We start from the raw sequence: 14014 nt of genomic DNA, 5'->3' as shown, positions 1-14014 counted from the left end.
GATAAAAATGGCTAAGGCTGGAATGCGAAGACCAGATCCTAGTGATCCTCATGGTACAGAGAGCAATAAAAAACACAAAAGAAAGAAAAATGACGTACCTCCAGTACCTGAAATTCAAGGTAAAGCAAAAGCAGGACACGAAAAAGCAAATCCAATCCTATACGATTGATTAAAGACCATTATAATATACATCTACCCTAGGCAGTATCTACTTTTGGATATTGCCTTTTTACATGATAAAATTAATGTTAACTTAAGAAAAAATTGGTATACTTTTTTTGTAATCTTTTGGGAATTAAAATTATAAATATGCAAGATGGAGGCAGTAAATGAGTGTAAGAAAAAAATCAAAAAAGCGCAAAGCTTTTATAGTTGGAATTATCATTATTGGGATTATTGCAGTTGCAACGACATTTGCTTCAAAACCTGAGGCCACAATTTACGAAAGTGCAGAAGCTAAAAAAGGAGATATCGCTGCTTATTATCATTTTTCAGGGAATGTAGAATCCCAAAACAAACAAAATGTCATAGCTGATAAAGTTATGCAAATATCTGAAATCAAAGTAGAAGAAGGAGATATGGTAGAAGAAGGAGACGTTCTATTTGAGACTTCATATGGGGAAGACATTGAGAGCAAAATCAATGGTGAGATTTCAAAAATTCACGTCAAAGAAGATGAACAAGTAATGGCTGCGTCGCCCCTAATGGATATTACAGATTACAAGAACATGGAGATTATCGTAAAAGTAGATGAATACGACTTAGGTGCTATAAAAGAAGGTATGGATGCTACGGTAACCATTAGCGCAATTGATAAGGAAATTAAGGGTAAAATCAAGAGCATATCAAAAGAAGGCCAAGTGGAAAATGGAGTAACCTTTTTTACGGCTACTATTGACTTAGAAGAAGAGGAAAACATTAAAATTGGTATGTCTGCAGAAATTAAGGTCTTAAGCCATGAAGTAAAGGACGTGGTGTCTTTGCCTATGAGCGCAATTCAATTTGAAGACAATAATGAAGCCTATGTACAGAAAAAAGATGAAAATAGAGAGATCTACAAAGAGAAAATTGAAGTAGGTATTAATGATGGCATTACCGTAGAGATTAAAAAGGGCGTATCTGCAGGTGAAACAGTGTACTATACAGAAGCTAATGGATTTGAAGCGATGGTCATGACTAGAGAACACCGGGAAAATGGCATTGGCGGAGGCGAAAAATAATGTCTGAGATCCTAAACATGGAAACGATTTGTAAAAGCTACTACATGGGTGAAGAAGAAATTGAGGTTTTGCATAATGTTAATCTAAAAGTTCATAGTGGAGAGTTTTTATCCATATTAGGTCCTTCCGGATCAGGTAAATCTACTATAATGAATATTATTGGTTGCCTAGATGTTCCTACAAAAGGCAAGTATTATCTTTCGGGCTTAGATATTGAAAGCTACGATGAAGTGGCCCTAGCTAAAGCGAGAAACAAGGAAATTGGATTTGTTTTTCAAAGTTTTCAGCTTTTGCCTAAATCAAGCGCTTTAAAAAACGTAGAACTTCCCCTGGTATATGCTGGTGTACCTGCAGGAGAAAGAAGGGAAAGAGCAGCTTCAATGCTAGAAAAGGTTGGATTAGGAGACCGAATGAGAAATTATCCCAATCAACTTTCAGGTGGCCAACAACAAAGGGTGGCTATAGCAAGAGCATTAGTAACAGAACCTACTATTCTCTTAGCAGATGAACCTACAGGAGCTTTAGATCAAAAGACAGGTAACCAAGTAATGGAACTTTTTGAAGAGATCAATCAAGAGGGAAGGACCATTATCATGATCACTCATGACACGAATATTGCAAAGTATGCAAAGAGGGTAGTCCATATTTTAGATGGATACTTAACGGAATAGGGGTGAAGTTGTGTTATTTGAAAGCATAAAAATGTCATGGGAAAATATAATCAGCAACAAACTCCGTTCTATTTTAACAATGCTGGGAATCGTCATTGGAGTTGCCTCGATTATTGCTTTAATTACCATTGTTCAAGGAGCAACGAACAGCATTAATCAACAGATTACAGACCTTGGTGCCAACAAGATTATGGTAAGCACCATGGGTACTACTATAAAACAAGGTTTAACAGATGATGAAATTAGTCAAATTTCAGAATTGGAAAATATTAGTGGATTGTCGCCTACTATATCAGGTAGTTCTGCTGTAGTATACAAAAAAGATGCTATGGAGGACGTATCTGTACAAGGAAAAAATGAGGTTTACTTTAATGTAGATTCAAGCCTTTTAAAATCAGGAAGACCCATAAATAGATTGGATATTGAAAGCAAAAACCAGGTAGCTATTATAGGGAACAATATTGTTAAAGAACTCTTTTACGGAATAAATCCTATTGGAAAAGAGCTTATCGTTAATGGCACTACCTATAAAATAATAGGTACTCTAACCCCTTCTAATGAATTTGGCTTAGAGTCTAATAATGATACGGTGATTATTCCATATACGACAGCTCTTAGGAGCCTAGGCGTCAAAAACGTATCATCTTTTGACGTTTACCTAGAAGATGTAAACTTAGCAGATCAAACAGTAAAAGATATAAAGGGCGCCTTATATCAAGTATTTAATCAAAATGAAGATGCTTATACTGTTTTTAATATGGGAGATATGATCGAGTCTTTTCAGACGGTTATGTCTATGATGTCCATGTTACTTGGTGGAATTGCAGCCATCTCACTTGTTGTAGGAGGCATTGGAATTATGAATATGATGCTCGTGTCTGTTACGGAAAGAACAACGGAGATCGGCCTTCGTAAAGCCCTAGGCGCCACGCCAAATAGCATACAAATTCAGTTTATTATTGAATCCATCTTTCTTTCCATATTTGGCGGTATAATTGGTCTTCTATTAGGAGCACTAATAGCCTATATTACATCCACAATTATTGGCACGAGCTTTTCTATATCTACAGGTACTATTATCCTAGCAGTCGGATTTTCGGCAGCTGTAGGAATTATCTTTGGCTACGCTCCTGCAAGAAAGGCGAGCAAACTAAATCCAATAGACGCTCTCAGAAGTTTATAAAAACACTAAACTTCTAGTCGATAGCAAGAAATAGTCACTAGTCCTTAGTTTTAGAGGATTCCTTACTGGTCAAAAAAAGCTACCGAAGGTAGCTAAACGACCCAAGAGGAACACATGCAAGCTAGAGTCTAATGACTAAAGACTAGCGACTTGTGAGTTTAATCTCCAACGACGGAGTCGTTGGGGATTAAACTCACATTAACTCTTTCTACTTCCATGTACTCTCCGTTCCAAGTCAAATAGCTTTCAATGGCGCCTAGGTCATCTGCATTGTTTATGCCAATAATTCTTTGATATGTCAAAAGTTTAAATAATCCATGATAGTCATCGATAATGGGATAAGCTGCTCCTAATGCTAGGACGGCTCCTTCTGTTGGTTTTACGAGTTTTCCATCCTCTGTATAGAGACCTGCCTTTATGTATGCGTCTTTTCGATTTAGGATGCTTAATGTAAAGGATACATCTCTTGCTTTACTCATTATCTCTACATTAAAATGGTCTAGAAAATTCACATCGTACAAGGATATGCGTTCAAAGCTCTCGGAATCTAGGAGCAAATTAATTGTTTCATTATTCAAACTATATAAATAAGATAATATATAACCACCACTACCGCCAGTATCAATTTTTACTAATATATCAAACTTATTTTTGCTGGTAAAGTTGCCGAGAAAGAGTTTGGCATTGTAGCCTGCAGCATACTTCATTTGAATTCGAATCAATTGGTTTGTTCGACCATCATGAATAACAATAGATATATTATCTGAAAATAGATCTTGTTTAGAAGTCTTTTCACCGATTAGATACACTCTGTCTACATAACCGTCTCCAGTTACATCTCCAAGCTTAAAGTCAAGAAAATAATATCTATAAGAGACTTTCTTGAAACCATCATACTGCATATTTATACCTCCTATTTAATATAGTACTATATTATGCGTTTTTGCTAGTATTGGTGTATGAATCCCTTATAGAAAAAATCTCTATTTGTTACATTTTAGTTTATCCTTGACTTCCTTTATCTAAATTGGTATATATATAATATTATTGATAATACATAAGAATAGAGGTATTACATGGATAGAAAAACCTTGATTTTTGGACATAAGAACCCAGATACGGATAGTGTAACATCAGCCATATCCTTCTCTTATTTAAAAAATAGTCTAGGCGAAAATACAGAGCCTTATATATTGGGTGAAATAAGTAAAGAAACAGAATTTGTTTTACATTCTTTTCAGATAGATAAACCTGTATTATTAGAAAATGTTCGAACTCAGATTAGAGACTTAAATTACGATAAAATCGCTACATTTAAATCAAAAGATTCGATATTAGACGCTTATAATTTTATGACGGAAAATCGGGTTAGAACCCTACCTATTATCTTTGAGAATAACAAATTTGCTGGACTCATTACAATGAAAGATATTGCCATGAGTCTTATTAAGGAAGATCAAAGAAAGCTGCATAGTTGCTATACAAATGTTTTAAATGGATTAGAGGGGCATGCTGTTTCAAGGCATAAAGAACATATTGATGGCAATATCTTAGTAACGGCTTTTCACTTAAACACTATTGAAAAACTACATTTATTGACAGAAGATAGCATTGTAATTGTAGGTGACCGCGATGAAGTAATAAAGGCTGCTATAGAAAAAGGAGTAGCACTAATTGTTATTACAGGGGAATCATGGTTAAGTGATGATTTGTTAGAAGAAGCAATGAACAAAAAAGTTAATATTATCCGTACGAAAATGGATACTTATAGCACCTCTAAACTGATTTATCTAACGAATTATGCTAGCAATATTATGATAGATCAGGACATTTTATTCTTCAGAGAAAACGAATATCTCGATGAATGTAAGGAAGTCATTCGAAAATCAGGTCATTCAAAGTTTCCTATTGTTGATGAAGAGGGTTATTATTTAGGAATATTAGGTAGAAGTCATATTATCTCGCCTAAGAAGAAAAGAGTTATCCTAGTAGATCACAATGAATACGCGCAAAGTGCTGATGGAATTGAACAGGCAGAAATTCTTGAGATTGTAGACCACCATAAAATAGGGGATATTTCTACGAATATACCCATTGGCTTTAGAAATTTACCAGTGGGCAGCACGAATACGATTATCTATCAAATGTATAAAGAAAACCAAATTAAAATTCCACACCCTATTGCTGGAATCATGATATCTGGTATTATTTCAGACACATTGCTATTAAAATCCCCAACGACAACGAAAAAAGATGTACAAGCTGTAGAAGAGCTCACCGAACTTTTAGGAATGGATCTACAAGATTATGCAATGGAGATGTTTAGAAAGGGTACAGATATTACGGGACTAGATGTTCATGAAGTATTCTTTAACGACTATAAAGAATTTAGCCTAGAAGGTATGAGAGTAGGTGTAGCTCAAGTATTTACCCTAAATATCGAATCTGTAAAAGAAAAAACGTCTGAATACTTGAATATTATAGAAGAGACAAATGCTCAAAAGGGACAATTTGCTACACTTCTTATCGTAACAGATATTATTAGACAAGGGTCCTACCTATTCTATAATGAAAACCGAAAAAATATATTAGAAGCTTCCTTTAACAAAAAGATGGAACAAGGAACTTTTATTGAAGAATGTGTATCTAGAAAAAAACAAATCATACCTGCATTAATTGAGGGCATAAGAAATTCCAAGTAGTAAAAGCGGAAATGAAATACCTCTTTCGATTCTAAGTGAAATCATTCAATAATAATAATATACGAGTGACTTCTATAATTATGGTATAATATTGACAGCAAACGGATTAACTTACGGAGATGAGTTTTGTCTTTGAGTAAGACAACTTAACTGTATGATGTAAATATAATAGAGCTAATCCGCATATTTATAGTATAAAAATAGACTATAGATTGAAATTAAAAGGGGTATTATGATGTCAAATAATTCGAAAGTAGTATTGACGACATCTATCGTAATGTTTGTTTTAGGAGTTATAATAACGCTTATAACATTAGGATTATTAAATGTCAATGTTGCTGAGATGTTACGGAATAATTTGTTGATAGTTATCCTATTGGGAATTCTTTTTGTTATAGCTTTAGCCTATCTGATTTTTTTTGGGATTAAAGCATACAAGCAACACCTTTATCAAAAGAATGAAAAAGAACCGCATGATCTGGTAAAATTTGATACGCTAACTCAGCTATACAATTTTGATTACTTCGTTAAACTCATGCAAAAGATGGAGATTCCTTTTTCTTTAGTTATGTTAGATATCGATGATTTTAAGGAAATTAATGAGAAGTTTGATACAGTAATTGGAGATTTAGTATTAAAAGTTACTGCAAAGTCTATTAGAGAAAACATGCGATATTGCGATATTGTAGCTAGGTATAAGGGAGATGCTTTTCTCATTATTCTAAGTAATTGTCCAGCACAAAATGCAAAAGTGCTTATGAAGCAGATCCAAATAAACATCAAGGAAAATCAAGCACTATCAGAAAAAAACATTAGGCTATCTACTTCTGTAGGAATTAAATTTGTGGATAAAAAAGAAGCTACAGAGGTTCTATTTAGAAATGCTGTAGAGGCTCTTTGTAATGCTAAGGGCAATCAAGAAGATGCCAAAATCGTTATATACGGAAAGGAAATCCTAAACAAACCCAAAAATTTGAAGTGTAATGAAAAAATTAATTTATAGCTATCAAAAAACTCAGGATAATATTGTCCTGAGTTTTTGTCATTGTGGAAAGCTGAAAGTAGAATGTGAAGTTCCTCCTTTTAGCTTACTTGACTTCCTGCTAGTAATCTAAAAGCTTTTACATAGAACTTACAATGTAAAAGTTAGAACTAATTTTATTCACGGAAACATCTTTATTTTCGTATTATAAATAGAAAAAGTATGAGGAAAGGAGCAAAATAGGTGGAGATATTAAGAATTGGATCTACAGGATCGAATGTAAAACTCATTCAAAGTTTACTCAATCGAATAGGATATCCTGCTGGGGCAGTTGATGGTATTTTCGGCACTCAGACACAAAGAGCCGTAATGGCTTTTCAGAGAGATAATGGATTAGTAGCTGATGGAATAGTGGGTCCCAATACATGGATTTATTTTGAAAGGTTCTTAGAAGGATATGATACCTACATCATACAACCAGGAGATACTTTCTACAAAATTGCTCAAAAATATTACACCACAGTAAATGCCATAGTCACTGCAAATCCTAATGTAGACCCAATAAATTTACAAGTAGGGCAGGAAATTATAGTGCCCTACGGTATAGATGTGGTTTTTACAAATATTGACTATACTTATGAAATTATGGAGAGAGATATCCGAGGACTTCAAGTCCGGTATCCTTTCCTTGAAGTCGGAACCATTGGACAAAGCTTATTAGGTAAGGAACTATACTATATACGAATAGGCAGAGGACCAGTAGAGGTCTCTTACAATGGAGCACATCACGGATTAGAGTGGATTACCACGCCTCTTCTTATGAAATTTATTGAGAATTTCTCTAAAGCCTATTCTTCAGGCAGATCTATAAGGGGTTATGATATTCGAGATATATGGAATAGAAGTAGTATTTATATTGTTCCTATGGTAAATCCTGATGGTGTGGATATTGTCTTAAATGGACCACAGCCATCAAATCCATACTATAATGATTATGCCAGGTGGAATAATACAGGATTACCTCTTAATTTAGTGTGGAAGGCGAATGCCAGAGGCGTAGACTTAAATAGAAATTATCCGGCAAGTTGGGAAGAGGCAAAAGCTCAAGAGATAGAATTTGGCGTAACGGGACCTGCACCTACCAGATACGGGGGCCCTTCTCCACTATCAGAACCTGAAACTCAGGCAATGACAGAATTTACGAGAGGGCACAATTTTAAGTTAGTTATAGCTTATCACACTCAAGGAGAGGTTATCTTCTGGCTTTACCAAGGGATGACTCCACCAGGGGCTAGAGAATATGGGGAAGTATTTGCTCGCTCTACAGGATACCAATTAGCAGATGTTCCATACGAAGCAGCCTATGCAGGATACAAAGATTGGTTTATAGAGGAATTCTATCGACCAGGTTATACTTTTGAAGTAGGCCTAGGCGTAAACCCACTTCCTATAAGTCAGTTCGATAGGATTTATAATGATAATGAGGAGGTCATGTTATTAGCACCAATTATCTAAAAGCTAAATGCGGAAAGTTGAGAAAAATTTCATATACAATAATAATTAAGTCCATCGTTAAAACGTTGGACTTTTTATGTGAAACTGTATAATCCAGCAATGTGGTAAGCAAAATCACTACTCCCTTCGGGCGAGTTTTTTAGACTCGAGCTCCTGCAAGAGTCATCCTTGAGCAAAGCGAAGGATCTGTGATTCTTACAACTGAAACAAGTTTTCATCGTTAATTTCTCATCTCCTAATCTAGCAAAAAAGCCACCAGCGGTGGCTTACGTGTTTTTGCTGATCACCCGGCCACCTGCCCACCTGATCACTTTCTTTTCAAATAAAATCCCAAGCAAAGTCACAACCCCGATAAGCACAATAGTCCCTCCTGGCTTTAAACTTGCGTAGTAAGAGAGAAATAGTCCTGCAATCGTAAATAAAACGGCAAAGAATACAGAGTATAAAACCGTGTGTTTATAGCTCTTTGCAAACTGCATAGCACAAGCTACTGGGACGACCATTAGGGAAGATACAATAAGGGCTCCTACTGTTCGAGCTGCTACGGATACGGTAATAGCAGTGAGTATGGTAAATATAAAATTAATACTCTTTACTGGAATTCCTGCAAGCCTAGCTGAACGCTCATCAAGAGATATAAAAAAGAGCTCTTTAAATAAGAAAATAAAAGAGAGCATAACGCAAAGGCTGATTACAATTACTAGATACAGCTCAAAATCACTAATGGCTACAATACTTCCAAATAAAAAGCTATTAAAATTAGCCGAGTTATCTATAAAGCCAGATAAAATACCAGCTAAACCTACACCAGCAGACATAATGATGGCTATAGACATTTCTGAATATCTAGGAATTTTTTTGCGAATGTACTCAATAGCAAGGGCTGCAATAATACTTGAAATCATAGCTCCTACAATAGGATTAATACCCATGACTAGACCAGCTGCCACACCTGCTAGAGAATTATGTGAAAGGGCATCACCAATCATCGAAAGCCTTTTTAACACTACAATAATGCCAATGCAAGGAATAATAATAGCGAGCAAAATACCTACGATGAAAGCTCTTTGCATAAAAGTGTATTCAAATATCGCCATTTTTATCGATCCTTTCTGCTTTATTATTCTTTGGATGCTTATGTTTGTGAGATAACTCATGATGGATTTGTTCTTTATTTAGTTCAATTAGAGAGCCCTCTTCTAAACAAAGGATTCTAGATACATGCTGGTGTACATTGGCAATGTCGTGAGTAACCATAAGTATGGTAAGTCCTGCTTCTTTGTTAATCTTGTTTAACCACTGGTATAGGCCTTTTATGGTCTCAGTATCGAGGCCTGTAGTTGGTTCATCTAAAATCATAATATCTGGTTCATTAACCATGACTCTTGCTAACATGACTCTTTGAAGTTGCCCACCAGAAAGATTGCCAATTAGCTCTTTTGCATACTCTTGCATGCCAACTTGTTTGAGTGCAGTATGAGCTTTTTCACGATGTTCTTTTTTGGGAAATCGAAGTAGTCCAATTTGAGAAAAAAGATTAGCCATTACAATTTCTTCTGCAGTTGCAGGGAAGTTAGAGTGAGAAGAAAGACCCTTTTGAGGCACATAGCCAATTTTAGACCATTCTTTAAAGTGTTGTACGTCTTCATTAAAAAGGCGAATCTGCCCAGTAGATGGAACCAGTTCGCCTAATACTAGTTTTAACAAAGTACTTTTTCCAGAGCCATTGGCTCCTATAATGGCTACAAAATCCCCTTTATTTATTGTAAAGTCGACTTCCGAAAAGATGGGCATATTGCTGTAACCAAAACTTATATTGTTTACTTCGATTATTTTCATATACTTCTCCTATTGTAATGCGCTCTTTAGTGCATCTAAATTTTGTCTCATAACAGAAAAATAGTCGTCACCAGCAGACTCTTGTTCATTGCTAAGGCCTTCAATGGGGCTTAGTACTGCTGTTTTTGCACCTACCTCCTTTGCAATAGTTTCTGCTACTTTAGAACTTACAGTTTCTTCAAAGAAAATGGTCTCAATATTTTTTTCTTTTGCAAGGTCAATGATTTCAGCCATTCGAGCTGGATCTGGGTCTGAATCAGCAGATAATCCTTCAATACCTATTTGATGCAGGTCATAAGCTTCACTTAAGTACCCATAGGCTTCATGAGAGACGATAATATCCTTATTGACAAGAGGAGCGAGAGTATCTTTGAATTCTTGATCTAATGCATCACACTCAGCAGCGTATTTTTTATAATTTGCTTCGTAGTAACCTGCATTACTAGGATCTGCCTCTACAAATGCGTTTTTGATGTTTTCCATTTGTATCTTTGCATTTAAAGGATATAACCAAACGTGAGGGTCATGGGTTGTGTCTTCTTCGTGTTTTTCACTATGAGAATGTCCTTTGATAAAATCTACATTATTAGAAGCTTCTACAACAATGATTTTTTCATTTTGAAGAGATGCTAATACATCCTCAACCCAGTGCTCCATACCTGCGCCATTATAGATAAAAACATCCGCTTCTTCTAAATGAGTAATGTTCATAGCCGTTGGCTCCCAATCATGAGGCTCTGTACCAGATGGCACCATAGTAGATAGATTGATTTTGTCTCCACCAATCTTTGATGCAAAGTCGTACATAGGATAGATGCTAGCATATGTCGTAATATTATTGTCATTTTTACTTTCAACCGCAGAGGTGTTTTTTGGGGTAGTGCTGCAGGCAGTTAATAGAACTATTAATAAAATGAATAAAGACCATAATGTAATCTGTCGTCTCATATAAATTACCTCCTTATTTAATACTATCTATCTAAATGCAAATCATTTGCATTTAGACTATTATAAATATATTATCCTTAAAAGTCAAAAAATACAAGTATATTAAGCTTTTAAATCCGTGCTCATGTGCTATTTTCATGACAGTATCCTTATAAATTCATAAAATATAGTGGTGAGATGAATATTTGTTGACAAATAATGCCTTGTGTAATAAAATATATTAAACATATATGATTAATACGATATAAGGAAAATGGTTGGTGGTATGATTATGGGCAAACTTTTAATTATTAAAACAGGTTCTTCAAATAAATCCGTAATTCAACGATGCGGAGATTGCGATTTTCGCATTGCAAAATACGCTGGTTTATCCCGCGAAGATGTAATCGTCTCTTGCGTCTATAAAAATAGCATCCCAATTTCATTAGATGGCGTATCCTCGATCATCATCACAGGTTCTCCAGCTATGGTAACAGATAAGGAACCATGGTGTGTAGAAGTATCAAATTGGTTAAAGGATATCGTTCAAAAGGATATTGCAATTCTAGGAATATGCTTCGGCCATCAACTTCTTGCCCATACTCTAGGTGGTTCCGTAGATTATCATAAGTTGGGAGAGGAAAAGGGAGAAGTAGATATTCAGCTAACAGAAGAAGGTAAAAAAGACCCTTTGTTAAGCGTACTACCAGCTGATTTTTCGGCACATGCCTTTCACAAACAAACAGTAACTAAATTGCCATATAACGCCAAAGTATTAGCCAGAAATCACTTTGAATCGTCACATGCAGTAGCCTTCGGCAATAAAATCTGGGGCGTACAATTTCATCCCGAGTATACAGACGATGGGGTAAATGTACAACCTGAGAAAACCTACGGAGCAAGGCTTCTAAAGCAGTTTGTGAAGATTGCGGGTTGAGGTATTCTAAATTTGTAATTAAGAAGAAGCACAAAGTCTCATGATTAAAATGTTTTTGATATGTAAATCATAATATTGCTGGGATGAGCATATGTTATCTATACTGTTTTTACTAGGTATTAACAAGTTTTATTATCACACATAAAAAACTACATTCAGCATGATACTGAATGTAGTTTTTTTATCTATAATACTATTATATTCAAAGCAAGGAAAATCTAAGAAATCATATACTACTTTGATTCACGTACAATATGATCCGCAAGTCGCATTGATAAAGCAATATTAGAAAGAATTGCCCCAGTTGCAGTTAGGGTAGGGAGAGCGCTATTATCGCTGACAAACAGACCTGGAACTCCGTGTATTTGACTGTGTTGATTTGAAGCTGAAGTAGATGGATCAGTACCGATTTTGCACGCTGATATTTCCACAGTTGGCACAGTCTATACAAGGTTGCTCCACCGCCAGGACCAGTTCCAACAATAAGTACATCGTAATTTGTCTTTGACATTTCTTCAAGGGTTTTTGAGGGAATCCAATTATTTTTGTAAGGCACTATAACTTCCCCCTTCTTAAATAATAACAGTCTATTATATGAAATACTCCTTGGAAGTAAAATGTAACAAATATTAAAACTCTAAGTTTTAAACCAATTCTATTGCCGTAGTATAGCCTTAACACATTTCCTACAGCTCCAGGATTTTATAGAAATTTATCAAACATATATAGTATAGAATATAAATTAATGCATAAAATAAGATGGAGATTTTTAGGTAAATTATTTAAAAAGAAATTAAGGAGAGATGAAAATCGAAAAGCCTGTAATAGCAGGAAAGGCACTTATACCTGTTGATGTAAAAAAAGGTGAAACATATTACTATTGTGCATGCGGTAAAAGCGGTAAGCAGCCATTTTGCGATGGATCACATGAAGGCACTTCTTTCGAACCATTAGCATTTACAGCAGAAAAAGATGATACCGTTTATCTATGTGCATGCAAGCAAACTAAAAATCCTCCATACTGTGATGGTTCACACGAAAAACTCTAATATAAGTAGTTTGAATGTATAATAAAAAGGAAGCGCAAAGCCATTTTAGATTCCTTTGATAGGGGAAAACTTTAGATGGTTTTGCGCTTTTTTGTGGTATTAGAGAAAAGTATTTTTTAATGAGCAGTAGCTTTTTCCCAACTATCATACCCCTGATATTTCCTAATAATCTAAAATAATAATATTAAGAATAACTTTATTAAAATAAGTGAAAATAAGGATGAAGATATCTTAAATTATCGAAAATTCAAACTTAGAGGTGCAAAATGGGTACTAACAGTGTATATCAAGTTATATTAAATACATTTATATCTTTTGCAACATTATTAATTATTACTAGAATATTAGGGAAAAAGCAAATGTCACAATTAACATTTTTTAATTACGTTACTGGAATTACAATTGGATCTATTGCGGCTAATATGGTCGATTATGAATGGAAGCAATTTAAAGTTACCGTTTGGGGATTAATATTTTGGGCACTATTGACAACAATAATGAGTATAGTCAGTATGAAGTCTCCTACATTAAGTGATTTATTACACGGTCAGCCTTCTATAGTAATAAAAAAAGGAAAAATACAATACAAAGCATTATCCCATTTAAAAGTCGATATAGATAGTTTAATGATGATGTTGAGAGAAAAAGATGTGTTTTCAATTAAAGATGTGCAATATGCTATATTAGAAACGAATGGTCAACTAACAATTTTAAAATATCCAGGTAGTGAAAATGTTGTAAAAAATGATTTAGATATTCAAAACCAAACAATTAAATATCTGCCAACAGATTTAATTATTGATGGAAAAATGGTAAATAAAAGCTTACAAGAAGTTAATTTGAACAGTCAATGGCTACTTGGTCAGCTTAAAATACAAGGAATTAATAGTGTAAAAGATGTTTTATACGCTCAGTTACAAAGAGATGGTTCTGTATATATTGATAAAAAAGAAAAATCGAGAAATTATTGATAGTCGTCGTTTGATATG

15 protein-coding genes are annotated in these 14014 nt (G+C 34.7%); 10 read left to right on the top strand and 5 right to left on the bottom strand.

What is annotated here, in order from left to right; genetic code table 11:
* The first annotated feature begins 7 nt into the window (after nt 1-7).
* The 4 genes from DES36_RS14810 to DES36_RS08025 all read left to right on the top strand — a co-directional run bounded on the left by DES36_RS14810 (nt 8) and on the right by DES36_RS08025 (nt 3074).
* Entirely contained in the window at nt 8-169 is a 162-nt protein-coding gene (locus DES36_RS14810) for a hypothetical protein (protein ID WP_170128236.1), read from the top strand.
* Between the two features lie 160 nt (nt 170-329).
* Nucleotides 330-1220, top strand: a complete 891-nt coding sequence (locus DES36_RS08035) for an efflux RND transporter periplasmic adaptor subunit (RefSeq protein ID WP_113920710.1) — start codon at nt 330-332, stop codon at nt 1218-1220.
* The gene (locus tag DES36_RS08030) at nt 1220-1891 is read left to right on the top strand and encodes an ABC transporter ATP-binding protein (RefSeq protein ID WP_113920709.1); all 672 of its coding nucleotides are present in this window, start codon (nt 1220-1222) and stop codon (nt 1889-1891) included. The genes DES36_RS08035 and DES36_RS08030 overlap by 1 nt, the downstream gene beginning before the upstream one ends.
* A 10-nt stretch (nt 1892-1901) precedes the next feature.
* Entirely contained in the window at nt 1902-3074 is a 1173-nt protein-coding gene (locus DES36_RS08025; RefSeq protein ID WP_113920708.1) for an ABC transporter permease, read from the top strand.
* A 158-nt stretch (nt 3075-3232) separates the two neighbouring features.
* Here DES36_RS08025 and DES36_RS08020 read toward each other — a convergent pair whose 3' ends face one another.
* On the bottom strand, nt 3233-3976 hold the full coding sequence (locus tag DES36_RS08020) for a VCBS repeat-containing protein (protein WP_113920707.1): 744 nt from the start codon (nt 3974-3976) through the stop codon (nt 3233-3235).
* Nucleotides 3977-4150: 174 nt separating this feature from the next.
* Between DES36_RS08020 and DES36_RS08015 the strand changes: the two genes are divergently transcribed.
* From DES36_RS08015 to DES36_RS08005, 3 genes are all read left to right on the top strand, one after another.
* Nucleotides 4151-5776 carry a putative manganese-dependent inorganic diphosphatase gene (locus DES36_RS08015; protein WP_113920706.1) on the top strand — a complete coding sequence of 542 codons (1626 nt, stop codon included), beginning with the start codon at nt 4151-4153 and terminating at the stop codon, nt 5774-5776.
* A gap of 235 nt (nt 5777-6011) precedes the next feature.
* Nucleotides 6012-6779 carry a GGDEF domain-containing protein gene (locus tag DES36_RS08010; RefSeq protein ID WP_170128235.1) on the top strand — a complete coding sequence of 256 codons (768 nt, stop codon included), beginning with the start codon at nt 6012-6014 and terminating at the stop codon, nt 6777-6779.
* A 222-nt stretch (nt 6780-7001) separates the two neighbouring features.
* On the top strand, nt 7002-8273 hold the full coding sequence (locus tag DES36_RS08005; protein ID WP_113920704.1) for a M14 family metallopeptidase: 1272 nt from the start codon (nt 7002-7004) through the stop codon (nt 8271-8273).
* A 266-nt stretch (nt 8274-8539) separates the two neighbouring features.
* Here DES36_RS08005 and DES36_RS08000 read toward each other — a convergent pair whose 3' ends face one another.
* The 3 genes from DES36_RS08000 to DES36_RS07990 are packed head-to-tail and all read right to left on the bottom strand — an operon-like array spanning nt 8540 to nt 11060.
* Entirely contained in the window at nt 8540-9370 is an 831-nt protein-coding gene (locus DES36_RS08000; RefSeq protein WP_113920703.1) for a metal ABC transporter permease, read from the bottom strand.
* Nucleotides 9357-10112 (bottom strand): metal ABC transporter ATP-binding protein, encoded by a 756-nt coding sequence (locus DES36_RS07995; RefSeq protein WP_113920702.1) that lies wholly within the window; start codon nt 10110-10112, stop codon nt 9357-9359. The genes DES36_RS08000 and DES36_RS07995 overlap by 14 nt, the downstream gene beginning before the upstream one ends.
* 9 nt (nt 10113-10121) lie before the next feature.
* Nucleotides 10122-11060 carry a metal ABC transporter substrate-binding protein gene (locus DES36_RS07990; RefSeq protein WP_113920701.1) on the bottom strand — a complete coding sequence of 313 codons (939 nt, stop codon included), beginning with the start codon at nt 11058-11060 and terminating at the stop codon, nt 10122-10124.
* Nucleotides 11061-11331: 271 nt separating this feature from the next.
* Here DES36_RS07990 and DES36_RS07985 point away from each other — a divergent pair, with 271 nt between their 5' ends.
* Nucleotides 11332-11976: a glutamine amidotransferase gene (locus tag DES36_RS07985; protein ID WP_170128234.1), complete on the top strand. Its 645-nt coding sequence runs from the start codon at nt 11332-11334 to the stop codon at nt 11974-11976.
* 233 nt (nt 11977-12209) lie between these two features.
* Here DES36_RS07985 and DES36_RS07980 read toward each other — a convergent pair whose 3' ends face one another.
* Nucleotides 12210-12416, bottom strand: coding sequence for a GMC oxidoreductase (locus DES36_RS07980; protein ID WP_113920699.1), 207 nt, complete (start codon nt 12414-12416; stop codon nt 12210-12212).
* A 363-nt stretch (nt 12417-12779) separates the two neighbouring features.
* Between DES36_RS07980 and DES36_RS07975 the strand changes: the two genes are divergently transcribed.
* Complete coding sequence (locus DES36_RS07975; protein ID WP_242981734.1) at nt 12780-13025, top strand: CDGSH iron-sulfur domain-containing protein; 246 nt, start codon at nt 12780-12782, stop codon at nt 13023-13025.
* Between the two features lie 266 nt (nt 13026-13291).
* A complete protein-coding gene (locus tag DES36_RS07970; protein WP_113920698.1) occupies nt 13292-13996 on the top strand; it encodes a YetF domain-containing protein in 705 nt (234 codons plus the stop codon).
* Nucleotides 13997-14014: the final 18 nt, after the last annotated feature.

Source organism: Alkalibaculum bacchi (assembly GCF_003317055.1).
GTDB lineage: Bacteria > Bacillota > Clostridia > Eubacteriales > Alkalibacteraceae > Alkalibaculum > Alkalibaculum bacchi.
Note: the sequence above shows the minus strand (reverse complement) of the source record. Positions and strands in the feature narration are given on the sequence as shown.

What these genes read in the sequence shown, in the direction of transcription:
- DES36_RS14810 (WP_170128236.1), top strand. Translation starts at nt 8, where the DNA reads ATGGCTAAGGCTGGAATGCGAAGACCAGATCCTAGTGATCCTCATGGT.
- DES36_RS08035 (WP_113920710.1), top strand. Translation starts at nt 330, where the DNA reads ATGAGTGTAAGAAAAAAATCAAAAAAGCGCAAAGCTTTTATAGTTGGA.
- DES36_RS08030 (WP_113920709.1), top strand. Translation starts at nt 1,220, where the DNA reads ATGTCTGAGATCCTAAACATGGAAACGATTTGTAAAAGCTACTACATG.
- DES36_RS08020 (WP_113920707.1), bottom strand. Translation starts at nt 3,976, where the DNA reads ATGCAGTATGATGGTTTCAAGAAAGTCTCTTATAGATATTATTTTCTT.
- DES36_RS08015 (WP_113920706.1), top strand. Translation starts at nt 4,151, where the DNA reads ATGGATAGAAAAACCTTGATTTTTGGACATAAGAACCCAGATACGGAT.
- DES36_RS08010 (WP_170128235.1), top strand. Translation starts at nt 6,012, where the DNA reads ATGTCAAATAATTCGAAAGTAGTATTGACGACATCTATCGTAATGTTT.
- DES36_RS08000 (WP_113920703.1), bottom strand. Translation starts at nt 9,370, where the DNA reads ATGGCGATATTTGAATACACTTTTATGCAAAGAGCTTTCATCGTAGGT.
- DES36_RS07995 (WP_113920702.1), bottom strand. Translation starts at nt 10,112, where the DNA reads ATGAAAATAATCGAAGTAAACAATATAAGTTTTGGTTACAGCAATATG.
- DES36_RS07990 (WP_113920701.1), bottom strand. Translation starts at nt 11,060, where the DNA reads ATGAGACGACAGATTACATTATGGTCTTTATTCATTTTATTAATAGTT.
- DES36_RS07985 (WP_170128234.1), top strand. Translation starts at nt 11,332, where the DNA reads ATGGGCAAACTTTTAATTATTAAAACAGGTTCTTCAAATAAATCCGTA.
- DES36_RS07975 (WP_242981734.1), top strand. Translation starts at nt 12,780, where the DNA reads ATGAAAATCGAAAAGCCTGTAATAGCAGGAAAGGCACTTATACCTGTT.
- DES36_RS07970 (WP_113920698.1), top strand. Translation starts at nt 13,292, where the DNA reads ATGGGTACTAACAGTGTATATCAAGTTATATTAAATACATTTATATCT.